Annotated in this window: 19 protein-coding genes; 12 read left to right on the forward strand and 7 right to left on the reverse strand. The window is 69.3% G+C overall.

What is annotated here, in order from left to right:
- Positions 1-5: 5 nt before the first annotated feature.
- The 5 genes from ACIBO2_RS35575 to ACIBO2_RS35595 form a co-directional block, all read right to left on the reverse strand.
- Entirely contained in the window at positions 6-4,007 is a 4,002-nt protein-coding gene (locus ACIBO2_RS35575) for an Ig-like domain-containing protein (protein ID WP_397302665.1), read from the reverse strand.
- A gap of 20 nt (positions 4,008-4,027) precedes the next feature.
- Positions 4,028-6,061 carry a glycoside hydrolase family 127 protein gene (locus ACIBO2_RS35580; RefSeq protein ID WP_397302668.1) on the reverse strand — a complete coding sequence of 678 codons (2,034 nt, stop codon included), beginning with the start codon at positions 6,059-6,061 and terminating at the stop codon, positions 4,028-4,030.
- Positions 6,054-6,818 carry a carbohydrate ABC transporter permease gene (locus ACIBO2_RS35585; protein WP_357648178.1) on the reverse strand — a complete coding sequence of 255 codons (765 nt, stop codon included), beginning with the start codon at positions 6,816-6,818 and terminating at the stop codon, positions 6,054-6,056. Before ACIBO2_RS35585 ends, ACIBO2_RS35580 begins: the two co-directional genes overlap by 8 nt.
- Positions 6,815-7,684: a sugar ABC transporter permease gene (locus tag ACIBO2_RS35590; protein WP_358555109.1), complete on the reverse strand. Its 870-nt coding sequence runs from the start codon at positions 7,682-7,684 to the stop codon at positions 6,815-6,817. Before ACIBO2_RS35590 ends, ACIBO2_RS35585 begins: the two co-directional genes overlap by 4 nt.
- Before the next feature lie 104 nt (positions 7,685-7,788).
- A complete protein-coding gene (locus ACIBO2_RS35595; RefSeq protein WP_358555112.1) occupies positions 7,789-9,063 on the reverse strand; it encodes a sugar ABC transporter substrate-binding protein in 1,275 nt (424 codons plus the stop codon).
- Between the two features lie 125 nt (positions 9,064-9,188).
- Between ACIBO2_RS35595 and ACIBO2_RS35600 the strand changes: the two genes are divergently transcribed.
- From ACIBO2_RS35600 to araA, 9 genes are all read left to right on the forward strand, one after another.
- Positions 9,189-10,196, forward strand: a complete 1,008-nt coding sequence (locus tag ACIBO2_RS35600; RefSeq protein ID WP_358555114.1) for a LacI family DNA-binding transcriptional regulator — start codon at positions 9,189-9,191, stop codon at positions 10,194-10,196.
- 226 nt (positions 10,197-10,422) lie between these two features.
- On the forward strand, positions 10,423-11,406 hold the full coding sequence (locus tag ACIBO2_RS35605; RefSeq protein ID WP_358555292.1) for a LacI family DNA-binding transcriptional regulator: 984 nt from the start codon (positions 10,423-10,425) through the stop codon (positions 11,404-11,406).
- Positions 11,407-11,476: 70 nt separating this feature from the next.
- Positions 11,477-12,448, forward strand: coding sequence for an ABC transporter substrate-binding protein (locus ACIBO2_RS35610; protein WP_358555117.1), 972 nt, complete (start codon positions 11,477-11,479; stop codon positions 12,446-12,448).
- Between the two features lie 53 nt (positions 12,449-12,501).
- Positions 12,502-14,073, forward strand: a complete 1,572-nt coding sequence (locus ACIBO2_RS35615; RefSeq protein WP_397302674.1) for a sugar ABC transporter ATP-binding protein — start codon at positions 12,502-12,504, stop codon at positions 14,071-14,073.
- Complete coding sequence (locus ACIBO2_RS35620) at positions 14,070-15,083, forward strand: ABC transporter permease (protein ID WP_358555123.1); 1,014 nt, start codon at positions 14,070-14,072, stop codon at positions 15,081-15,083. The genes ACIBO2_RS35615 and ACIBO2_RS35620 overlap by 4 nt, the downstream gene beginning before the upstream one ends.
- Positions 15,080-16,063 carry a galactofuranose ABC transporter, permease protein YjfF gene (yjfF, locus tag ACIBO2_RS35625; RefSeq protein ID WP_363994780.1) on the forward strand — a complete coding sequence of 328 codons (984 nt, stop codon included), beginning with the start codon at positions 15,080-15,082 and terminating at the stop codon, positions 16,061-16,063. The genes ACIBO2_RS35620 and yjfF overlap by 4 nt, the downstream gene beginning before the upstream one ends.
- Positions 16,064-16,105: 42 nt before the next feature.
- Positions 16,106-17,755: a ribulokinase gene (gene araB / locus ACIBO2_RS35630; RefSeq protein ID WP_397302678.1), complete on the forward strand. Its 1,650-nt coding sequence runs from the start codon at positions 16,106-16,108 to the stop codon at positions 17,753-17,755.
- The gene (locus ACIBO2_RS35635; protein WP_397302681.1) at positions 17,752-18,414 is read left to right on the forward strand and encodes an L-ribulose-5-phosphate 4-epimerase; all 663 of its coding nucleotides are present in this window, start codon (positions 17,752-17,754) and stop codon (positions 18,412-18,414) included. The genes araB and ACIBO2_RS35635 overlap by 4 nt, the downstream gene beginning before the upstream one ends.
- A complete protein-coding gene (gene araA, locus ACIBO2_RS35640) occupies positions 18,411-19,865 on the forward strand; it encodes an L-arabinose isomerase (RefSeq protein ID WP_358555134.1) in 1,455 nt (484 codons plus the stop codon). The genes ACIBO2_RS35635 and araA overlap by 4 nt, the downstream gene beginning before the upstream one ends.
- Here araA and ACIBO2_RS35645 read toward each other — a convergent pair.
- Entirely contained in the window at positions 19,862-20,215 is a 354-nt protein-coding gene (locus tag ACIBO2_RS35645; protein ID WP_358555137.1) for a PLD nuclease N-terminal domain-containing protein, read from the reverse strand. The genes araA and ACIBO2_RS35645 overlap by 4 nt on opposite strands.
- A 151-nt stretch (positions 20,216-20,366) precedes the next feature.
- Between ACIBO2_RS35645 and ACIBO2_RS35650 the strand changes: the two genes are divergently transcribed.
- Positions 20,367-21,530, forward strand: a complete 1,164-nt coding sequence (locus ACIBO2_RS35650; RefSeq protein ID WP_358555140.1) for an FAD-binding protein — start codon at positions 20,367-20,369, stop codon at positions 21,528-21,530.
- 36 nt (positions 21,531-21,566) lie between these two features.
- A complete protein-coding gene (locus tag ACIBO2_RS35655) occupies positions 21,567-21,959 on the forward strand; it encodes a DUF3224 domain-containing protein (protein WP_358555143.1) in 393 nt (130 codons plus the stop codon).
- On the opposite strand, the gene ACIBO2_RS35660 is transcribed toward ACIBO2_RS35655, so the two are convergent.
- Positions 21,947-22,975 carry a hypothetical protein gene (locus ACIBO2_RS35660; RefSeq protein ID WP_358555146.1) on the reverse strand — a complete coding sequence of 343 codons (1,029 nt, stop codon included), beginning with the start codon at positions 22,973-22,975 and terminating at the stop codon, positions 21,947-21,949. The genes ACIBO2_RS35655 and ACIBO2_RS35660 overlap by 13 nt on opposite strands.
- Positions 22,976-23,034: 59 nt before the next feature.
- Here ACIBO2_RS35660 and ACIBO2_RS35665 point away from each other — a divergent pair, with 59 nt between their 5' ends.
- The gene (locus ACIBO2_RS35665; protein WP_397302686.1) at positions 23,035-23,922 is read left to right on the forward strand and encodes a carboxyl transferase domain-containing protein; all 888 of its coding nucleotides are present in this window, start codon (positions 23,035-23,037) and stop codon (positions 23,920-23,922) included.
- Positions 23,923-23,926 lie beyond the last annotated feature (4 nt).

The following is a 23,926-nucleotide window of genomic DNA, read 5'->3' on the forward strand; positions in this document are numbered from 1 at the left end:
GGTGGTCACTCCACTGTCACCGTCGCGTTCGCCGGGACCGTGGTGCCCGCCACCTGCCCGGTCACCGAGAAGGTGCCGGGGGAGGCGTACGAGCTCGGGTCGATCCGCGCCCAGGTGACCGCGACCGAGCTGTCCTTGGACCCGTCGTTGTACGTGGCCACCACGGTCGCCGGCAGCGACGGCGCGGTGCCCGCCCGGGTCCGCACCGCCTCCTCGGCGATCGAGGTGATGGTCACCGCCGGACTCGTCCTGACGTACACCGTGGCCTCCACGGGCGAGCGCAGGCCCTCGGCGAGCCCGGCGACCTTGAAGCTGGTGCCACCGGTCTTGACCTGGTCGGCGGTCACCTGCTGCCACGTCACCGCGGCCTGACCCCGGCCGCCGTCCGCGTACAGCGTCTCCACCTTGGCCGGGAGCTGGGGCAGCGTGCCGGCCACCGTCGGGACGTACACGGGCCGCACCGAGTCCGGCGGCACCGCGTACGCCTTCCACTCCAGCACCCCGACGGACGCCGGCCCGGAGACCAGTTCGGCGCGCAGCTTCGTCGTCGTCACCGTGTCGAACGAGACCGTGTTGTAGGCGTCGGCCGCGGTCGGGTAGGAGGCGGCGCCGGTCACGTCCTCGAAGGAGTCGCCGTCCCACGCCTGGATCTTCCATGACGCCGGGACGCGGACGCCGCCGCCGTCGTCGAAGAAGTACAGGTCCGCCTTGTTCACCCGTACCGGCGAGGGCCAGTCGAGCTGCACCCACTGCGTGCCCTCCTGCGGCCAGGTGCCCCAGCGCGGGTTGGCGCCGTCGTTGGAGCGCGGCGGTTCGATGCCGTCGTTGATCGCCGTCACCTTCTCCCACGGCGAGGTGTAGGAGGCGGTCGGCGTCGCGTACGGCGCCACGTTCACCTGCGTGCCCAGCGCGCCCACCGTGACGGCGACCGTGCCGGACGCCGACTTGGCGCCGTCGGAGGCGGTCAGCCTCAGGTGGTACGTGCCCGCCTCGGTGAACGACGCGACCGTGGCCGGGCTCGCCGGGTCGGTGAAGAACGCCTGCCCCGGTCCGTCCACGACGCTCCACGTCATGCTGAGCGTCCCCGACGGCAGCCCGTCGTCCTTGACGACCGCGTCCAGCCTGGCCTGCCCGGGGCGGTTGAAGGTCGCGTCCTGTACGGCCAGCACGTACGGAGCCCGGTTGCCCACGGACGGCGGAGCCGAGCCGGTCGCGTACGCCTGCACCTCCTTCAAGCCCGTCGAGTAGCCCGGCCGGTGGGTGACCAGCACGCGCAGCTTCTGGGCGGTGAGGGAGCTGAAACGGACCTCGTTGAGGTTGGCCCGGGGATAGACCGGGTCCTTGGCCTGGCCGGGCACGTCCTTCCAGGTGGAGCCGTCAAGGTACTGCACCGAGTACAGGGCGGGCTCACTGTAGCTCTTGCGGTCGTTGTAGAAGTACAGGCGCAGCCGGTCGACGGGCCGGGCCGAGCCCAGGTCCACCTCCAGCCAGTCCTGTGCCTTGCCGGAGCCCTTGCTGCCCCAGTACGGCTCGTTGATCGTGAACCCGTCCACCGCGCCCGCCGGGTCGCCGTACGAGGCCGTGGCGGACTTGACCAGGTTCGGCCGGGTGGAACCGAGATCGACCCCGGCCTTCTGGAACAGGTCCTCGACCTGGTCACCCGACAGCTTCACCTCGGCCGGAGCCTTCATCGACCGCGCCGCCTCGGCGTGCACCACCGTGCCACCCTCGACCTTGCCCGTGGCCGGGTCCCAGACCGCGTGCGCGAGCCCGGACAGCGTGACCTTGCGCTTGCCGTCGATGAGGATCGAGTAGCCCTCGGGCACGCCCGCGTAGTGCGTTTTGCCGTCGCCGGGCTTGTCCCAGACGATGCTCAGGTCGCTGCCGCGGTAGTTGATGCCGTTGACCGTGAAGTGGTCCCAGCCGATGTCGACCGGCCACAGCTCGACCTTGCCGTCGGAACGCGGGCGCAGGCCCATCACGTCCTCGATGACCGTCCAGTTGCTACTACCGAGGATCGTATGGTGGATCCACGACCGGTAGTCGATGGTCTTGGTGGCGGGATTCCAGTTCGACCAGAACTCGTTGGCGTCCGGGTAACGGGTGTCGCCGCCGACGAACTGCGACCAGGCGTTCCAGTACAGCAACTGCTTGTACCGGTCGGCCGTGATGTACGGCGAGGTGTATTCGCGCAGCGCCCTGGAGAACAGCGAGAAGTTCCGGGTTGAATTGATCTGCGAGAAGTTGTTCGACCCCGGGTGCCCCGCCGCGGCGGCCTCCGCCTTGTCCTTCTGATTAGCCGTATAGGCCGGGAAAATCGGATATTCAGTGGGGTCGGCCCATAGACGGAGCGCTTCCCGATATTTCGGGTCGTCCGTCGGGACCAGGCCGGTGGCGAACGGGATGTAGTTGTTCGATTCCTTCCACGGGATCAGGTTGCCCGTCTGCAGGTCGCGGTGCTTGAACAGCTTGTTCTGGTCGTCCCAGAGCAGGGTGAGGATGCCGTTCTTCACCTTGTCGGCCACGCCCTGCAGCTCGGCGGCCTTCGCGGTGTCGCCGATCAGCGTGTACGCCTGCGCCGCCGCCATCGCGTTGGCGTAGACATAGGCGCCCTCTAGCCGCTCGTTCGCCCGGTTGTAGTAGTGGAACGACACCGCGTCGGCGTCGTTGCCGGTCATCGCCTCCCAGTCGTACTCGATGACCCCGTTCTTGTTGGAGTCGTAGGCGTTGAGCTGCCCGTAGACGTCCTTCTCCGCGTAGCGGGCCAGGTTGCGCAGAATCGCGGGCTGGCCGCCGTGGAGTTGGTAGCTCTCCAGCGCGGAAGCCGAGATGTACTGGGTGTAGCTGTTCGACCAGTTCTCCGGATCGCCCGGGTTATCCGTATATTTCGAGTTACGTGATACCTCGCCGGCCGACACCCACGGGCCGTACGAGTAGATCGGATCCCGCAGATACTTCAGATCCTGCAGGAACATCGGCACGGTCAGCACGATCGCGTTGTTGTAACCGAGCGCCCCCTCCACCGACGTCGGGAACTGGAAGTCGTTGCCCGGGATGTCGGCGTCGAGGAAGTTGAACCGCATCAACCACCAGCGGTAGTAGACGAACTTCTTGATGTTGGCGTCCGGCACGTCGATGTAGGGCAGGTTCTCCGCCCACCAGGCGTTGTAGTCCTGGAGCTGGCGGCGCAGCGCCTTCTCCGGCGAGCGGCCCTTGTAGCCGTCGTACTCGCCGCGCGACCCGGCCAGCTCCTCCGTGACGAAGCCCATCTGCACCTTGGTCCGCACGGTCTTGCCCGGTTCGACCGAGAGCGTCCCCTTCAGCGCGCCGTCCGCGACCTTCAGGCCGTCGCCGCTGAGCCGGGGGAAGATCGTGGTCAGCCGGTTCTTCGCCGCCACCACGCCGGTCAGCTCACGATCGCCGTCCGCGGTCTTCGTGTACGGAGAGGTCACCGTGACCGGCACGGTCAGCTTCGCGGTGCCCGTGTTCGTGACCGCGAGCGTGGTGACCGCCACGTTCTCGTGCGTGATGAACTTCTTGACGGTCACGGCCAGATCGCCGCCCGCGTACTGGCCGATCCAGTGGCTGGGCATCTGCAACCGCTTGCTCACGTCCTCCTTGAGGTCCGTGCCGAGCGAGACGCTGTAGGCGTCGCGGTTGTCGATGCTCTCCCAGTACGCCACGCTGCCGCTGAAGCCGATCACCGATGGGTCGTGCTCCTTCATGAACAGCGCCCGGCCCCGCGACATCAGCCACGTGCCCGCCGGGTCGTCGCCGGGGCGGGCCAGCATGCGGTCGATCCAGTACGAGTCGCCGCCCTTCTCCTTCTTGTAGATCTCCTCCATCATCTTGCGCGGCTGGTAACGGACGGGCTCGGCCGGAACGGGGTCGGCGCCGGTGAACACCGGCATGCCGAGATCGTCCTGGACGGCCGTGGCCGGGGAGCCGGCGGCGAGCAGACTGCCCGCGACGGCTAACGCGGCCAGGCCGGAGAGGGTTTTGCGCACGGAGTTCTCCATGGGGGGTGTCAGTCGGCGACGGGCAGCCAGACGCGCATGGTGGCGGGGCCGCGATTGCCCCAGCGGTGGTACGGCACCAGCCGCAGCACGGTGTCCGTGCCGTCCGGCGCGTCGGGAGTCGGCCCGTACGGCCAGTCATCGGTGGCTGGAGCCCCGAGCACGACGGCGACCTCGATCTCCACAACGGGATCGACAGCGGGACCGGCAGCGGGACTGGCGGCGAGATCGGCGGCGGGGTCAGTGGCGGGCGCGCCCGCGACGGGATCGGGCGCGCCCGCCTCGGAACCGGCCGCCCTCGGTACGGGGGCGGCTGCGGACGCCCCTTCCGGAGAGCCGGCCTGGTGGTCAGCTGGTTGATCGGCCAGAGGGTCGGCCGGACGGTCGATGGGTGCGGATGAGATGCGGGCGGCCACGTCGGCGAGTGGCGGCTCGTCGGCGACGGATTCCGCGCAGTAGACGAGCGGCCCGCGCTCCACCGCGACACTCCCGCGCAGCGCGTCCACCCGCCGGTCGGGGAAGGTCCATCGGGGAGCCATGGGCAGGTCGAGCCGGATCTCATCACCGGGCTGCCAGTCACCCGCGACGACGGCGTACCCGGCCTCGACCTCCCGACTACCCGACATATGCGAAATGTCGGATCCACTGGCGGCCGATTCCGTGTCACCGGCCGGCCCGTACGCGAGCGTGGCGCCCTTCGCCCAGGCGGGGACGCGCAGCGAGATCCGCCCGCTGCCACCCGACAGCACCCGCACCCGCACCCCGCCCGACCACGGATACCCGGTCTCCACCCGCAACGCGAGCGGTCCGTGGGTGATCTCGCCGGGCGTGAAGTGGTGGATCTGCACCCCGCCCGCGTCACTGGTCGCCATATAGGCGGGCAGTGAGGCGAGCGTGCGGGCGATGTTGTTCGGGCAGCACGACACGTCGAACCACGGTGAGCGCAGCCCGCCCTCGGCGGCGTGGTTGACCCCGTTCAGCGGCACGGCCGGCACCCGCACACGCAGTGGGTTGGCGTAGAAGAACGACCGGCCGTCCAGGGCCACCGCGGTGGCCAGCACGTTGTACAGCGTCCGCTCGGCCACGTCGGCGTACCGGGCGTCGCCGGTGGCCAGCAGCAGCCGGTGCGCCAGCATGATCGAGGCGATGCCCGCGCAGGTCTCGGAGTAGGCGCGGTCCGGCGGCAGCTCGTAGTCCTCGCCGAAGGACTCGTCGGTGTGCCGCGAGCCCATGCCGCCCGTCAGGTGGGTGCGCCTGGCGACCGCGCGCTCCCACTGCGCTTCGACGGCCTTCAGCAACTCCTCGTCGCCCGTCTCCACGGCGACGTCGACGACGCCGCTGGCCAGGTAGAGCGCCCGTACGGCATGCCCGCGCAACGACTGCGCGCGCCGTACCGGGACGTCGTCCTGGAAGTAGGCGCGGCCGAACGGGATCTCGGCCAGCGCGGGCAGGCCGCGGCGTTCGACGAAACGGCGGGCCATCTCCAGGTAGCGCTCGGTGCCGGTGGCTCGGTACAGCTCGACCAGCGCCATCTCCACCTCCGGGTGGCCGCAGGTCTCCGAGGTGTCCATGAAGCGGCGGCAGATGTGGTCCGCCGCCCGCCTGACCACCTCGGTCAGCCGGTCCTCGCCGTGCATGCGCAGCCGGGCGACCCCGGCCTGGATGAGGTGGCCGTAGCAGTAGAGCTCATGGCCCCACTCGAAGTCGGTGTAGCGGCTGCCGGACCATCGGGTGTTGAGGTAGCCGTCGCCCTCCTGGGCCCTGGCCACGGTCTCGGCCAGTTCGGGCAGCGCGGGGTGGTCGGCCCACGCCATCCCCTCCAGCAGCTTGTAGATCTCTGAGTCGCTGAACTCCCTGCCCTTGCGGGGCAGACGGCCACGGAAGTTGCCGATCCAGCCTTCGCGCTCCATCCATTCCTGGCAGTGGGCGATGGTGACGTCCCGGTTGAGGGTGATGCGGTCGCCCCAGAAGCCGGGCGCCGGACGTACGGCGTCCAGGCCGAGGGGGGACAGCACGCCCGATGAGGGCAGGACAGGATTAGCCACGCAGAGCTCCCGACATGAATCCGCGCACATAGTGGCGCTGCAGAATGACGAACAGAATGAGACAGGGGAGTGCCATGACCATGACGCCGGCCTGGAGCATGCCGTAGTCGATGGCGCCGAACGTGCCCTGCGTCATGCTGACCACGGCCACCGGCAGGGTGAACGACGCGCCGTCGTTGAGCAGGATGAGCGGTGCGAAGAAGTCGTTCCATGAGGCGAGGAAGGCGAACAGGCCGACGGTGACGAGCGCGGGCCGTACGGCGTGCAGCAGGATCCGGGAGAAGGCCCGGAAGGTGCCGCAGCCGTCGACCAGCGCCGCCTCCTCCAGCTCGCGCGGGATCGCCTCGAAGGCGTTGCGCATCATGAACAGCGCGAACGGCAGCTGGAACATCACGAACACCAGCGACAGCCCCAGCAGCGAGTTCTGCAGGCCGAGGTAGCCGAGCAGCACGTAGAGCGGGATGAGGATCGTCGCGTACGGCACCATGAGGATCGCCAGCGTGGCCAGGAACAGCAGGTTCTTCCCCGGGAAGTCGAACCGGGCGAAGGCGTAGCCGCCCAGCGCGGAGACGATCAGCGTGCCGGCGACGGTCATCGACGACACCAGCACGCTGTTGGTGGCGTAGGTGCCGACGCCCTCGCCGAACTGGGCCATCTTCAGGTAGTTGGACGGCTCCTCCAGCGACGCCCAGCCGCTCCACAGCAGCGGGAACAGGAACAGGATGGCCAGCGCCGTGACAGTGGGGTAATACCTCACTTGAGCCTCCGCATCAGCAGAGTGTTGAACCCGACCAGGGCGACCAGCAGCACGACGGACAGCGCCGCCGCCCCGCCGAGGTCGAAGCGGAAGAACGCGTCGCGGTAGACGACCATGACCATGGAGACCGTGCTGTTGTCCGGGCCGCCGTTGGTGAAGATGAAGAACTGGTCGAAGGCCAGCAGCGAGCCGGTGATGCTGAGGATCAGCATCAGCGCCAGCGTCGGGCGCAGCAGCGGCATCGTGATCTTGGTGAAGATCTGCCAGCGGTTGGCGCCGTCGCTCCTGGCCGCCTCGTACACCTCGACGGGGATCGACTGCAGGCCGGTCAGCAGGATGAGCATGTTGAACCCGGCGAAGCGCCACAGCACGAGCGCGATCGTGGAGAACAACGCCATGTTGGGCGTGCCGATCCACTTCACCGGCTCGTGCGTGATCCCCAGCGTCTGGAGCAGCGGGTCGATCGGGCCGAAGTCGTTGTTCAGCATGCCGTAGAACAGCAGCGCGGCGGCGGCGAAGCCGACGGCTCCCGGCAGGAAGAACGCGGTACGGAAGAAGGCCACCCCTGGCCGGCGCTCCTGCACGAGCAGGGCCAGGCCGAGCGCGACGGCCGACAGCAGGACGGTGGTGATGGCGGTGTACTTCAGCGTGAAGAGCACCGCGTCGAAGAACAGCGGGTTCTTGGGGATCTTGGTGTAGTTGTCGGGCGCGTTGAAGACCGCCTGGCCCAGCAACGGCCAGCGGTTCAGCGACATCCAGACGACCAGCACCAGCGGTGCGAGGAACAGGACGCCCACGATGACGGCGGTCGGCGCGGCGTACAGCCAGCCCTGGACCTGTCTCCTTCGCCATCGGGCGGACGGCACCGTGTGGGCCGCCCGCCGCCCCGGAGGTCGCGCTCCCGACGAAGTCGGGAGCTTTTTGAGCGACCGACTCGCCGAACGGAGTGAGGCCGTGAACACAGTTGCGATCATTGCTGCAGGGACTTCGTTATCTCGGCGTTCAATTGGGGGACCTTCGCGGCGTCGCCGAACACCGCCTCGCGGGCCAGCCGCAGCCAGGGTCCCTGCGGGTCGTTGAACGTCTGGCCGAAGCGCAACGCGTAAGGCGTCTGCCCCTTGGCCACCAGCGAGTTGATCAGCACCACGCGTGGGTCCTCAGCCGAGTACTTGTTGTTGGCCAGGTCCGTACGCGCGAGCACGTCCTTGTTCTTGGCCATGACCTCGACCTGCGCGTCATCGGAGACGGTCCAGGACAGGAAGTCCCAGGCCGCGTCGGCGTTCTTGGACGTCGAGGAGATGCCGATCGAGTCGCCGCCCACGAACGTCGACTCGCCGCCGTCGGGACCGGCGATGGGAGTGACGCCGATCTTCATGCCGGCGGGCATGGTGCCGAGCGTGGTCGACGGCATGGGCATGACGCCGATCTCGCCCTTGGGGAAGAAGCCGGTCCAGGTCGGGCCCTGCTCCTCCTTTGCCGTCGGGCCGGTGACCTTCTTCTCGTACAGGTCGCGGTAGGTCTTGAACACCTCGGTCATCGCGGGCTGGTCGTTGAGCGAGGTGGTGCCCTCGGCGTTCATGACCTGGGCGCCGGCCGCCCAGACCGAGGGCCAGAAGGTGAAGACGTAACAGCCGCCGCAGTTGCCGCCGAAGAACGTACCGTGCACCTTGCCGTCCTTGCCCAGCTTCTGCTGGATCGTGGTGGCCTGCTGGGCGAACTCCTTCAGCGTCTTGGGCCCCTTCTCCGGGTCGAGCCCGGCCTTGGCGTAGAGGTCCTTGTTCCAGAACCAGACCGACAGGTCCAGCGTGTGCGGCAGGGTGTAGAGCTTGCCGTCCAGCGTGCCCAGCTTCATGTGGGAGGGCGCGAGACCGGCCTTGTACGGCAGGGCGTTGACCCGGTCGGTGATGTCCATGAACAGGCCCTGCGAGGTGTAGTTCGGGACGAAGATCACGTCGGCCGCGAACACGTCCGGCAGCTGCTTCGCGCCGGCCGCGGCCGCGATGCGCGGCTGGTAGTTGTCCGTCGGGATGACGGTCAGTTTCACTTGGTTCTTGTGACTGCTGTTGTAGGCCTTCACCAGCCGTTCGCTCTGGGCCTGCGTCGCCGCGCGGGTCCACATGGTGATCGTGACCGGGCCTGCCGCTTGGGGCTGCTTCTCGCTCCCACCGCTGCCACCGCTACCGCAAGCGGCGGATGTGAGCGCTAACAAACCGAGGAAGGCGATCCCAGCCAGCCGTCGTCTCATGGTTGTCTCCTTCGGGACCCCCGTGAACTGAAAGGTTTTCGGAAACGTAGAAGAAACATTGGGGCCTGTCAATGGGTATTATGGTTTGTCCTAGATACCGGGTTACTGAAAAGGGTTTCGAAAATATGGCGGGTAGGCGCGCGACCATCAACGACGTGGCCTCCCTGGCAGGGGTGTCGATCGCCACGGCCTCCAAGGCGCTCAACGGGCGGCAGGACGTGCGGGCCTCGACCCGTCAGCGCGTGCTCGCCGCGGCGGAGGAGCTCTCCTTCCAGCCGAACGCCCTGGCCAGGGGGCTGCTGTCCGGGCAGACGCGGACTGTCGGGCTGCTCACCTCCGACAGCGCGGGCCGGTTCGGCATCCCGGTGCTGCTCGGGGCGGAGGACGCGTTCGGCGCGGGGGAGATGGCGGTGCTGCTCTGCGACGCCCGCGGCGACGCCATCAGGGAGCAGCACCACCTGCGCGCGCTGCTGTCGCGCCGCGTCGACGGGCTGATCGTGGTGGGCGAGAGCACCAACCTGCGGCCGTCCGTCAGCCGCGACCTCGGAGTGCCGGTGGTCTACGCCTACGGGCCGTCGGACGATCCGGAGGACGTGTCGTTCGTGCCGGACGACGTGGGCGGCGCGGTGATGGCCGTCAACCATCTGATCGCGCTGGGCCGGCGCCGGATCGCGCACGTCACCGGGCCCGATCACTACAAGGCGGCCCGCGACCGTGTGGCGGGTGTGCAGCTGGCGCTGTCCGAGGCGGGGCTGGAGCAGGCGGGCGAGACGCTCTGGGGCGCGTGGTCGCAGCGGTGGGGGCGGCACGCGGCGGAGATGCTGCTGATGGCCCAGCCGGAGATCGACGCGGTGTTCTGCGGCAGCGACCAGGTCGCGGCCGGGTTCGTGGAGGCGATCCGCGAGCGGGGGCGGCGAGTGCCCGACGACATCGCGGTGATCGGCTACGACAACTGGGAGGTGCTGTCGACCGAGACGCGCCCGGCCCTGACGACCGTGGACATGAACCTCGAACTCCTCGGCAGGACGGCCGCCCAGCACCTGTTCGCGGCCATCGACGGGCGGGCCACGCCGGGCGTCCATCGCATGCCCTGCCAGTTGGTGATCCGCGACTCCACGGCGTCGTCGGCGTAACCGCGCGCGGAGGGCCTGGCCCTCCTGATATGTTAGCGTTAACATTCTGAGTGAACTTCCTCTCCAGGCTGGGCGCCAAAGATGAGGAGCGCTCAAGGCAGAGCTCGTGTGACGCGACCGTAATCGGGCGACCTCTTGACGAGACCTGTTGTTAACGTTCACAGTCATGCCAAGCCAGGAAGGGAGCACGGCAGTGGGAGCGACCCAAGGGCGTCGACCGCCGGTCATGGCCGATGTGGCCAAAGAGGCCGGGGTATCGCACCAGACGGTCTCACGCGTGCTCAACGAGCATCCCAACGTGCGCAGCGAGACCCGCGCGCGGGTGATGGAGGCGATCGATAAGCTCGGCTACCGCCGCAACCTCGTCGCCCGCGCTCTGGTCACCAAGCACTCCAGGACGCTCGGCGTCGTCAGCTTCGACACCACGCTGTACGGCCCGGCCAGCACGGTCTATGGCATCGAGCAGGCGGCCCGGGGGGCCGGCTACTTCGTCAGCATCGTGAGTCTCAAGTCCATCGACAAGATCGGCGTCAGTGACGCCCTCGACTACCTGGCCGACCAGGGCGTCGACGGCATCGTCGTGGTCGCGCCGCAACGGTCGGCCGCCCAGGCGCTGGGCGAGCTCCCGTTCGGGGTGCCCACGGTCGCCGTCGAGGGCGGCGAGGCCGGTGACGTGTCGGTCGTCTGCGTCGACCAGGTGCGCGGCGGCAGGATGGCCACCGAGCACCTGCTCTCCCTGGGACACGAGACGGTCTGGCACATCCGCGGCCCCTCCGACTGGCTGGAGGCCGAGGGACGCGTGGCCGGGTGGCGGGCCGCGCTGGAGCAGGCGGGCCGTTCGGCCCCTGAGCCGCTCGCCGGAGACTGGAGCCCGCGCTCGGGATATGAGGCGGGGCGCAGCCTGGCGAGCATGAAGGACGTCACAGCGGTGTTCGTCGCCAACGATCAGATGGCGCTGGGCGTGCTGCGGGCGTTCACCGAGCAGGGGGTGAGAGTGCCCGACCAGGTGAGCGTCGTCGGTTTCGACGACATCCCCGAATCGGAGTTCTTCTCGCCGCCGCTCACCACCATCAGGCAGGACTTCGGCGCGGTGGGCAGGCACAGCATCGAGGTGCTCCTTCGGCAGATCGAGGGCCAAGGCTCCCACGAGTGCGAACGCCTCGTGGTCCCGCCCTCGCTCGTCTCCCGGGCCAGTACGGCCCGGCGGTAGGCCGTACACAGAAGGAAACGCGCACGCACCCTTGCTGTGGTGTTAGCGCTCACATCAGAAGGGACCCCACGTGTTGAAGAGGATCTCGGTATTGATGCTCGCCGGGTTCACCGCCATGGCGGTGGCCGGATGCGGCGCGAGCGGCGGTAGCGGTGGCGGCGGTGGCGCGATCACCATGGGCTTCTCGCAGGTCGGCGCGGAGAGCGGCTGGCGCACCGCGAACACCAAGTCGGTGCAGGACTCGGCCAAGTCAGCCGGGATCACCCTGAAGTTCTCGGACGCCCAGCAGAAGCAGGAGAACCAGATCAAGGCGATCCGCTCCTACATCCAGCAGAAGGTGGACGTCATCGCCTTCTCGCCGGTGGTGGAGTCGGGCTGGGACACCGTGCTCAAGGAGGCCAAGGACGCGAAGATCCCGGTGATCCTCACCGACCGGGCCGTGGACTCCAAGGACACCTCGCTCTACAAGACCTTCCTCGGCTCGGACTTCGTCGAGGAGGGCCGCAAGGCCGGCAAGTGGCTGGTGGACGAGTACAAGAGCACCAGCGACCCGGTCAAGATCGTGGAGCTGCAGGGCACCACGGGCTCGGCTCCGGCCAACGACCGCAAGGCGGGCTTCCAGGAGATCATCAAGGCCGAGCCCAAGTTCCAGATCGTCGCCTCGCAGACCGGCGACTTCACCCGGGCCAAGGGCAAGGAAGTCATGGAGGCCTTCCTGAAGTCCACTCCGGACATCGACGTGCTTTACGCGCACAATGACGACATGGGGCTGGGTGCGATCGAGGCCATCGAGGGCGCGGGCAAGGTGCCCGGCAAGGACATCAAGATCATCACGGTCGACGCCGTCAAGGACGGCATGCAGGCGCTCTCCGACGGAAAGATCAACTACATCGTCGAGTGCTCCCCGCTGCTTGGCCCGCAGCTGATGGACCTGGCCAAGAAGGTCGTCAAGAACGAGACCGTGCCGACCCGCGTGATCACGCAGGAGACGGCGTTCAACCAGGAGCAGGCCAAGGCCGCTCTGCCCAACCGCCAGTACTGACCGCCGACCGGGCCGGCCCTCGCGGCCGGCCCACTTACGTCATCAAGAGCTACGTGATCAACAGCTACACGATCAAGAGCACGAGGAGGAGAGGGACGCCGATGGCCGTACCCGCGCCGATCCTGCTGATGAGCGGAATCGGCAAACAGTTCCCCGGCGTGAAGGCTCTCGACGGCGTGGACCTGCGACTGCTGCCGGGCGAGGTGCACGCGCTCATGGGCGAGAACGGCGCGGGCAAGTCCACCCTGATCAAGGTGCTGACCGGCGTCCACTCCATCGACGCCGGCACCATCGAGCTGCTCGGCGAGCCCGTCGCGTTCGGCAGCCCGCTGGAGGCTCAAGGGGCCGGCATCAGCACGGTCTACCAGGAGGTCAACCTCTGCGCGAACCTCTCGGTCGCCGAGAACATCTTCGTCGGCCGCGAGCCCCGGCGCTGGGGCCGGATCGACTGGCCGCGGATGCGGGCCAGGGCCGCGGAGCTGCTGGCCCGGCTGGAGCTCGATCTCGACGTCTCGGCGCCCCTGTCGACCTACTCGCCGGCCATCCAGCAGATGGTGGCCATCGCGCGCGCCATCGACATCGAGGCCCGGGTGCTGATCCTCGACGAGCCGACCTCCAGCCTCGACGCGAGCGAGGTCGAGCAGCTCTTCCGCGTGATGCGCACCCTCAAGGAGGAGGGCATCGCGATCCTGTTCGTCTCCCACTTCCTCGACCAGGTCTACGAGATCTCCGACCGGATGACGATCCTGCGCAACGGGCGGCTGGTGGGCGAATACCTCACCGCGGAGCTCAGCCAGGTCGAGCTGGTCGCCAAGATGATCGGCCAGGAGCTCGCCGCCCTGGAGAAGCTGCACGGTGAGGCCAAGGTGTTCGACCGGCCGCTGCTGGAGGCGCGCGGGCTGGGCAGGGCCGGGGCCATCGAGCCGTTCACGCTGACCGTCCACGAGGGCGAGGTCGTGGGGCTGGCCGGGCTGCTGGGCTCGGGCCGTACGGAGGTCGCGCGGCTGCTGTTCGGCGCCGACCACGCGAGCGCCGGCGAGGTGAGCATCGACGGCACGCCGGTCTCGTTGCGCGCGCCGCGCGTCGCGATGAACCACCGGATCGCGTTCTGCTCGGAGAACCGCAAGTCGGACGGGCTGATCCCCGACCTCACGGTCAGGGAGAACATCATCCTGGCCCTGCAGGCCACCAGGGGCTGGACCAGACCGGTCCCGCGTGAGCAGCAGGACGAGCTGGTCGGCAAGTACATCGCCGCGCTGAAGATCAGCCCGGCCAACCCGGAGCACCTCGTACGCGACCTCAGTGGCGGCAACCAGCAGAAGGTCCTGCTGGCCAGGTGGCTGATCCTGGAGCCCAGGCTGCTCATCCTCGACGAGCCCACCCGCGGCATCGACATCGGCGCGAAGGCCGAGATCCAGCGCCTGGTCGCCCAGCTGTCCGACGGCGGCATGGCGGTGCTGTTCATCTCCGCCGAGCTGGAGGAGGTGCTGCGGCTCAGCCACAAGGTCGGCGTCCTGCGCGACCGCAGGCTGGTCGCCGAGCTGCCCAACGACGACGACCTCACCACGGACGTGCTCATGGAGACCATCGCAAGTGGCGGCACGGGCGGGGGGCGAGCGGAATGAGACGCCTGCTCTGGCCGGTCGTCATCCTGGCCCTGCTGCTCCTCGTCAACCTGTTCTTCACCGCGAACTTCTTCTCGATCCAGATGCGCGACGGCCACCTCTACGGCAGCCTGATCGACATCCTGCGGTTCGGCGCCCCGCTCATCCTGGTCTCCCTCGGGATGACGCTGGTCATCGCGACCGGCGGCATCGACCTGTCGGTCGGCTCGGTGGTGGCGATCGCGGGGGCGCTGGCCTGCCTGCAGATCAGCGACGACGCCGGCGTGTTCACCGCCGTGGCGCTGGCGCTCGGCCTGTCGGTGCTGCTCGGGGCGTGGAACGGCCTGCTCGTCGCGGTCGTCGGCATTCAGCCGATCATCGCCACGCTGATCCTCATGGTGGCCGGGCGCGGCCTGGCCCAGCTGATCACCGGCGGGCAGATCATCACCGTCAACAGCCCCTCGTACAAGGTCATCGGCGGCGGCTACTGGCTGACCGTGCCCTTCGGCATCCTGCTGGTCGTGGTGGTCCTGGCGATCACCGTCTTCCTCACCCGCAGACTGGCCCTGGGCATGCTGATCGAGTCGGTCGGCGGGAACGCCGAGGCCAGCAGGCTCGCCGGGATCCGCGCGCGCGGCATCATCATCATGGTCTACGCCTTCGCCGCGCTCTGCGCCGGCGTCGCCGGGCTGATGATCAGCTCGAACGTCTCCAGCGCCGACGGCAACAACGCCGGCCTGTGGGTCGAGCTCGACGCCATCCTGGCCGTGGTCATCGGCGGCACCTCGCTGTCGGGCGGGCGCTTCTCGCTCGGCGGCACCGTGCTCGGCGCGCTGATCATCCAGACGCTGACCACGACCATCTACTCCATCGGGGTGCCGCCGGAGACCACGCTGCTGTTCAAGGCGCTCGTGGTGACCGCGGTCTGCCTCATCCAGTCGAAGTCGTTCCGCGAGAAGGTGTTCGGCCGTCGCCGCCGAGCCGTGCCGCCCAGCCCGGCGGCCGAGGAGAAGGTTCAGGTGACGGCATGACGACCGTGACGCTCAACGGCCTCAGGACGATCCCGGCCAAGTACGTGCCCGTCCTGGTGACCGCCGGCCTGTTCGTGGCGATGTTCGTCGCGGGCGGCATCCGCTACGAGGGGTTCGCCAGCGGGCAGGTGATACTCAACGTCTTCATCGACAACGCCTTCCTGCTGGTCGTGGCCGTCGGCATGACGTTCGTGATCCTGACCGGGGGGATCGACCTGTCGGTCGGCTCGGTGGTCGCGCTGTCCACGATGATCTCGGCGAGCCTGATGAAGGGGCCCGGGTGGCCGCCGTACCTGGTGATCCCGCTGGTGCTGGTCATCGGCGCCGCGCTGGGGCTGGTGATGGGGTACATCATCCACGCCTTCGACATCCAGCCGTTCATCGTCACGCTGGCCGGGATGTTCCTGGCCAGAGGGCTGTGCTACACGATCGGCACCGACTCGATCCCCATCGAGGACCCGACGTTCACGGCGTTCGCGCAGACCAGGATCGACCTGTTCGCCGGTCTGTGGATCTCGCCGAGCGTGATCATCGCCGCGGTGGTGGTGCTCGTGGCGGCGTACGTGCTGCATTACACGCGCCTGGGCCGCGCCGTCTACGCCACCGGGGGCAGCGAGCAGTCCGCGCTGCTGATGGGCCTGCCCGTGGCCCGGACGAAGATCACGGTCTACACGGTCAGCGGGTTCTGCTCGGCGCTCGGCGGGGTGCTGCTGTCGTTCTACATGCTCTCGGGGTACGGGCTGCACGCCGTCGGCATGGAGCTCGACGCGATCGCGGCCGTCGTCATCGGCGGCACGCTGCTGACCGGCGGCTCCGGGTTCCTGCTCGGCACGGTGCTGGGCGTGCTCGTGCTGGGCCTGATCCAGACGGTCATCAGCTTCGAGGGCACGCTCAGCTCGTGGTGGACCAAGATATTCATCGGACTTCTGCTCTTCGTCTTCATCCTGCTCCAGCGTCTATTCTCGGCGCGCCGGACCTGACCTCCGGCACGGCCTCCGCCGTACCGGATCAAGGGAGATTGTGTGAACGCTAACAACAACACATACGTGATCGGCGTCGACTTCGGCACGCTGTCCGGCCGCGCCGTGGTGGTGCGGGTCGGCGACGGCGCCGAGGTCGGCACCGCCGTGCACGAGTACGCCCACCGCGTCATCGAGGACCGGCTGCCCGGCTCCGAGGTCCGGCTGGGACCCGACTGGGCGCTGCAGTCCCCGCAGGACTGGCTGGACGTGCTGCGTACCGCCGTGCCCGAGGCCGTGGCCGCGGCCGGGATCGACCCGGCGCAGGTCGTCGGGCTCGGCACCGACTTCACGGCGTGCACGGTGCTGCCGACCACCGGCGACGGCACGCCGCTCTGCTTCCAGACGCCCGAGCGGCCGCACGCCTGGCCCAAGTTGTGGAAGCACCACGCGGCGCAGGCGCACGCCGACCGGATCAACGAGCTGGCCGCGCGGCGCGGGGAGAGCTGGCTGCCGCGCTATGGCGGCAAGATCTCCTCGGAGTGGGAGTTCGCCAAGGGCCTGCAGGTGCTCGAAGAGGACCCGGAGACCTATGGGCGGGCCGAGCGGTGGATCGAGGCGGCCGACTGGATCATCTGGCAGCTCACCGGGGTCGAGACCCGCAACGTCTGCACCGCCGGATACAAAGGGATATATCAGGATGGGGGCTATCCGTCCGAGGACTTCCTCGCCGCCCTCAACCCCGGCTTCTCCGGGTTTGCCGGCAAGTTGGGACATGAGCTGTCTCCGCTGGGCGGGCTCGCCGGTCGGCTGACCGCGCAGGCCGCCGAGTGGACCAAGCTGCCCGAGGGCATCGCCATCGCCGTCGGCAACGTCGACGCGCACGTCACCTCCGCCGCGGCCGACGCGGTCCGGCCCGGCCAGATGGTCGCCATCATGGGCACCTCCACCTGCCACGTGATGCCCTCCGACCAGCTGGCCGAGGTGCCCGGCATGTGCGGGGTGGTCCGCGACGGGATCGTGCCGGGGCTGTGGGGATACGAGGCGGGACAGTCGGGCGTGGGTGACATCTTCGCCTGGTTCGTCGACAACGCCGTGCCCGCCTCGTACGCGCGGCTCGCGGCCGACCGGGGACAGTCGGTGCACGACTACCTGACCGAGCTGGCCGCCGGTCAGCGGGTCGGGCAGCACGGCCTGGTCGCGCTCGACTGGCACAACGGCAACCGCTCGGTGCTGGTCGACCACGACCTGTCCGGCGTGGTCGTCGGCCAGACCCTGGCCACCAAGCCGGAGGACGTCTACCGCGCGCTCATCGAGGCGACCGCGTTCGGCGCCCGGGTGATCGTCGAGACGTTCGAGGCGTCGGGCGTGCCGGTGGCGGAGTTCGTGGTGGCCGGCGGCCTGCTGAAGAACCGCTTCCTCATGCAGGTCTACGCCGACGTGCTGCGCCGCCCGCTGTCGATCATCGACTCCGAGCAGGGACCCGCGCTCGGCTCGGCGATCCACGCGGCCGTCGCGGCGGGCGCGTACGACGACATCCAGCAGGCCGCGGCCGTGATGGGCGCGCGGCAGGAGAACGCCTACGTGCCCGACGCGGACCGGGCCGACGCCTACGACCGGCTCTACACCGAATACCGCACACTGCACGACTACTTCGGGGATGGACGAATGCTGCACACGCTACGCGCGATCAGGAACGAGGCCCGCTCATGACCGAGGCCATGCGGAAGACGGTCTGTGACCTGCACGCCGAGCTGGTGCGCAACAACCTCGTCGTCTGGACCGCAGGGAACGTCTCCGGCCGGGTTCCCGGTGAGGACCTGTTCGTCATCAAGCCGTCCGGCGTCACCTACGACGAGCTGACGCCGGAGAACATGGTCGTCTGCGACCTCGACGGCAACCTGGTGGCTGGCGAGCACGCGCCGAGCAGCGACACCGCCGCGCACGCCTACGTCTACCGCAACATGCCCGAGGTGAACGGGGTGGTGCACACCCACTCCACGTACGCCTCCGCCTGGGCGGCGCGCGGCGAGGCCATCCCCTGCGTGCTGACCGCCATGGCCGACGAGTTCGGCGGCGAGATCCCGGTCGGGCCGTTCGCGCTGATCGGCGACGACTCCATCGGCCAGGGCATCGTGAAGACGCTCAAGGGGCACCGCTCGCGGGCCGTGCTGATGCAGAACCACGGCGTCTTCAGCATCGGCCCGAGCCCCAAAGCCGCGGTCAAGGCCGCCGTGATGTGCGAGGACGTCGCCCGTACCGTGCACGTGGCCAAGCAGCTCGGCGAGCCGCTGGCCATCGCCCAGGACGACATCGACCGCCTGTACGACCGCTATCAGAACGTCTACGGACAACAGAGGAGCCCGCGTTGAACATCTGGTTTCTGACCGGCAGCCAGGGGCTGTACGGCGAGGACACGCTGCGCCAGGTCGCCGAGCAGTCGCAGCGGATCGCCGCGGCGCTCCCGGTGCCCGTCGAGTGGAAGCCCGTGCTCACCGACGCGGCCGCGATCAGGCGGGTGATGCTGGAGGCCAACGCGGACGACTCGTGCGCCGGCGTGATCGCCTGGATGCACACCTTCTCCCCGGCCAAGATGTGGATCGCCGGGCTGGACACGCTGCGCAAGCCGCTGCTGCACCTGCACACGCAGGCCAACGTTGAGCTGCCGTGGAGCTCCATCGACATGGACTTCATGAACCTCAACCAGGCCGCGCACGGCGACCGCGAGTTCGGCCACATCCAGACCCGGCTGGGCGTGCCGCGCAAGACCGTGGCCGGGCACGTCAGCGACCCGTTCGTGGCCGACCGGGTGCTCGCCTGGTCGCGGGCGGCGGCTGGCCTGGCGGAGGTGCGTACGCTCAAGCTCGCCAGGTTCGGCGACAACATGCGCGACGTCGCCGTCACCGAGGGCGACAAGGTCGAGGCGCAGCTCCGCTTCGGCGTCTCGGTCAACACCTACGGCGTCAACGAGCTGGTCGAGGCCGTGGACGCCGCCTCCGAGGCGGACGTGACGGCGCTGGTCAAGGAGTACGCCGAGCTCTACCGGGTGGCGCCGGAGCTGCTGGGCGAGCGGAACGAGTCGCTGCGCTACGCCGCCAGAATCGAGCTGGGCCTGCGCGGCTTCCTGGAGGCGGGCGGCTTCCGCGCGTTCACCACGAACTTCGAGGACCTCGGCGGGCTGCGCCAGCTCCCCGGCCTGGCCGTGCAGCGGCTGATGGCCGACGGGTACGGCTTCGGCGGCGAGGGCGACTGGAAGACCTCGGTGCTGCTGCGCACGCTCAAGGCCATGGCGCCGGGTGGCACCTCGTTCATGGAGGACTACACCTACAACATGACGCCGGGCGAGGAGCTCATCCTCGGCGCGCACATGCTGGAGGTCTGCCCGTCGATCGCCACGGGCACCCCGTCGTGCGAGATCCACCCGCTGGGCATCGGCGGCCGGGAGGACCCGGTGCGGCTGGTGTTCGACGCCGAGCCGGGTCCCGGCGTGGTCATCGGGCTCGCCGACATGGGGGACCGGTTCCGGCTGGTGGCCAACGAGATCGACATCGTCGCGCCGCCGCACCCGCTGCCCAACCTGCCGGTGGCGCGCGCGGTCTGGCGGCCCCGGCCGAACCTGCGTACCTCCGCCGAGGCGTGGCTGACCGCGGGCGCGCCGCACCACACCGTGCTCTCGACGGCCGTGGGCACCGAGGAGCTGACCGACCTGGCCGACATGCTCGGGGTCGAACTGCTGGTCATCGACGCGGACACGACGGCTCGGGGGTTCGCCAAGGAGCTGCGCTGGAACCAGGCGTACTACCGGCTGGCGCAGGGCTTCTAGTCGCCCTTGGGGGTGTCGTCAGGTGGCTTCGGGGCGTTCCTGCGTTGTTCCTCTGCCCGCTCGCGGAGGCGGCGCAGGAACTCCTCATCGTCGTCGGGGTTGCTCGCGGTCGCGCGCCCCGGCCGGTCGTACTCGGGGTATCCGGTCGGCCGCGCAGCCGGGAGTGTCTGCGGCCGCCCGGCCACCAGCCAGATGATGGAGCCGACCAGCGGGAACAGCAGGACGATGAGCACCCAGAGGATCTTCGGCAGGTTGCGGCACGCCTCTTCCGGCGTGGTGATCGCGTCGAAGAGGCAGTACAGCCAGAGCACGAGCGTGGCCAGACCGAGGGCCTCGGACAGGTAGAGCACGGAATTCTCCTCGGCGGCGCCCAGAGCGCCTTTGTCGTCGGCGCTTTCGTCGGCGGCACCCGAAACTAGCGCCCCCTCGCGGCGCTGACAAGAGCTATGGAACTGTAGGGCAGTGACGTTGAAGAATTGGGCGGGAAACATCGCCTTTCAGATGAAAAACGTGCATCATCCCTCCTCCCTCGACGAGCTCCAGAGCCTCGTCGCCGGCACCACCTCCATTCGGGCGTTAGGCAGTGGCCACTCCTTCAACGACGTCGCCGACTCGACGGGTGACCTGGTCGCTCTGGACCGCCTGCCGTACGAGATCGAGATCGACAGCGCCGCGGCGCGCGTGCGGGTCGGCGGGCGGGTGACGTACGCGGAGCTCGCGCCCGTGCTGCACGCGAGCGGGTTCGCGCTCGGCAACCTGGCCTCGCTGCCGCACATCTCGGTGGCGGGTTCGGTCGCGACCGGCACGCACGGCTCCGGCGGCGGCAACCAGAGCCTGTCGGCGGCCGTTTCGGCGCTGGACCTCGTCACCGCCGACGGCTCCCTGATCACCCTCGCGCGGGGCGAGGCCGACTTCCCCGGCGCGGTCGTGGCGCTCGGCGCGCTCGGCGTCGTCACCTCGGTCACGCTCGACCTCGTGCCCGCCTTCGAGCTGCGCCAGTACGTCCAAGAGGGCCTGCCCGACGACTTCGACTTCGAGGCCGTCATGTCGGCCGGCTACAGCGTCAGCCTGTTCACCAACTGGCTGGCGACCACTGTGTGGCTCAAGCGCCGCACCGAACTGCCCCCGGGCGAGTGGCACGGCACCCGCGCGGCCGACGGGCCCCGCCACCCGGTGCCGGGCATGCCGGCCGGCAGCTGCACCGAGCAGCTCGGCGTGCCGGGGGCGTGGCACGAGCGGCTGCCGCACTTCCGGGCCGACTCGCCGCCGAGCAGCGCGGGCGACGAGCTGCAGTCGGAGTTCCTGCTGCCCAGGGGGCGCGCGGCCGAAGCGCTGCGCGAGCTGCGGGCCATCGGCGACCGCCTCAGGCCGGTGCTGCAGATCTCCGAGGTGCGTACGATCGCCGCCGACGACCTGTGGCTCAGCCCGTATCTCGGCCGCGACACCGTGGGTGTGCACTTCACCTGGGTCAAGGACACCGAGGCGGTGCTTCCGGTGATCGAGCTGGTGGAGGAGCGGCTGGCGCCGTTCGATCCCCGGCCGCACTGGGGCAAACTGTTCACCCGCTGGCCGTCGTGCCCGGAGCGCTTCCGGGACCTGGTGGGGCGCTACGACCCGGCGGGGAAGTTCCGCAACGACTTCGTTGGGACGCTGCTGGGTACCTGACCGGATCTGACAGGTATGACCCGCACCATGGGAAGCATGACAGCCAAGGGAACCTTCGACACCGCCGACTGGACACCCCAGCCTCCGTACGAGGAGGGTGACGGCGTGTCGCTCGCCCACGTCACGCTGGGCAAGACCTTCCACGGCGACCTGACCGGCACCAGTACGGTCAGCATGATCATGGCGTTGACGCCGGTGGCGGACTCCCGTGCGTACGTGGCGATGGAGCGGGTCGTGGGCACGTTGGCAGGCCGGTCGGGCAGCTTCGTCCTGCAGCACTTCGCGGTGGGCGACCGGGGCGAGCAGTCACTGCGCGTCTCGGTCGTCCCGGACTCCGGCACCGGCGGGCTGAGCGGCCTCAGAGGGGAGATGGACATCCTCATCGCTCCTGACGGCTCGCACTCGTACGTCTTCGACTACCGGCTCTGAGGAACGTCGGCATTTGCGGCGACGCGGCGGGCGGCGAACGCGAGCAGGACCAGCGCACCGAGGCCGAACACGAGGTGGCTGACCAGGTTGATCAGGGGCGTCGCCGGAACGACCGGGCCGGAGAAGAAGGCGTGCCACACGTAGGTCAGCAGGGCGCCGCCGGCCAGCGCCATCCGGTGCCTGCCGTCCCATCCGCGCCGGGCCGACCAGAACAGGGCCAGAGCGGTCATCCCCACCTCGACCCCGGCCAGCAGCGCGATCCCCAGGCCGACCTGGTCGCCGAGCAGGACGTTCGGCGCCTCGAACAGCATGCCCGCCACCAGCGTCACCACGAGGACCAGCCAGGGCGCGGGCGCCTCGGCCGCCCGGTCGGTGCCGGTCTGGCGGGGCGGCTGGTCGGCGTCGGCCCGGTGGGGCAGTTGGTCGGCGCTGACGCGGCGCGGTAGGCGGAAGGCCAGCGCGACGAGGGCCACCACGATCACCACGATCGACACCAGCTGCGGCACGGAGGCCAGGAAGTGCCCGTTCATGTAGCTGAACACCGTCGTCAGGGCCGCGCCCAGCACGGCCAGTACAGCGGTGACGGTCAGCCCGATCTTGCCGAGCCACGGCGTGGTGCGCCGCGCGCCGGTCAGCTCCTCGGTCAGCGCGATGGGCACGCTCATGCTCCACACGGTGTGCAGCGCCAGCACGAACAGCGTCCACGGCACCCCGATCCCCAAGGCCGGCACGAACCCGGGATCGAGCAGCCGCTGACCGGCGTAGTCGGGGTTGAACAGCGACATCGTCATGATCCCCTCCTCGAACACGCCGTAGGCGAGGGACATGAGCACGATGCCCGGCCAGCCGATCCCCGCCCTGCGCGCCACCTCGCGGATCAGCAGCGCGGCGCCGCCGTACGTGGGGGCGAGCAGGACCAGGAAGTGCAGCGAGGTGAGCGGGAAGTCGCCGAGCAGGAACTCGGCCACGAGCGGAGACAGGAGCGCGAGCCCGAAGGCCGGCAGGATTCGTCGCATGTCACCGATGCTCCCGACAACCGGGCGCGACGGGAGGTGCCATCCATCCTGACCTCGCTATGACAATCGTCCTATGGTTCAAGGATCGTTACCGATCAGCCGGTGAAGGGACGAACGCCGTGTGGGACCCCGAACTCGCCGAACTGGAACGCCGCGAGCGGCTGGCCGAGCGCATGGGAGGCGAGGAGCGGGTCGCCCGCCAGCACGCGACCGGGCGGCTGACGATCCGCGAACGTCTCGCCGCCCTCACCGACAGCTGGCGCGAGGTCGGCGCGCTCACCGGCCAGGCCGTGTACGGGGAGGACGGGCTGGAGAGCGTCACCCCGTCGAACGTGATCATCGGCAGGGCCGTGGTCGCCGGGCGGCGGGTGGTCGTGGCGGGCGACGACCCGCGCGTCTACGGCGGCGGCATGACGGCGCAGGGCGCGGACAAGACGGCCAGGTTCGTGGACCTGGCCGAGACGTTCCACCTGCCGGTCGTCCACCTCGTGGACCAGCCCGGCTTCGTGATCGGCAGCGCCGCCGAGCGGGCCGGCACCATCAGGCACGGCGCCCGCGCGCTGGCCGCCGTCTACCAGTCGACCATCCCGTGGGCGTCCGTGCTGGTCCGCCGCGTCTTCGGCGTCGCGGGCGCCGCGCACCGGTCCCACGACAGGTACGGCCTGCGGGTCGCCTGGCCGTCGGGTGACTGGGGCTCGCTGCCGATCGAGGGTGGGCTGGAGGTGGCCTTCAAACGGCTGCTCGCCGAGGCGGGCCCGGAGGCGGAGACGCTGAAGGCGGAGATCGCCGAGCGGCTGGAGGCGGTCAGGTCACCGTTCAGGACGGCGGAGGCGTTCCTGGTCGAGGACATCATCGATCCGGCGCGGACGCGGCCGGTGCTCACGGAGTGGGTCCACGACGCCTACGCCGTCCTCGACCCTGGCCCCCGGCACACGACCCGCCCGTAACCGG

Source organism: Nonomuraea sp. NPDC050022, assembly GCF_044460705.1.
GTDB lineage: Bacteria > Actinomycetota > Actinomycetes > Streptosporangiales > Streptosporangiaceae > Nonomuraea.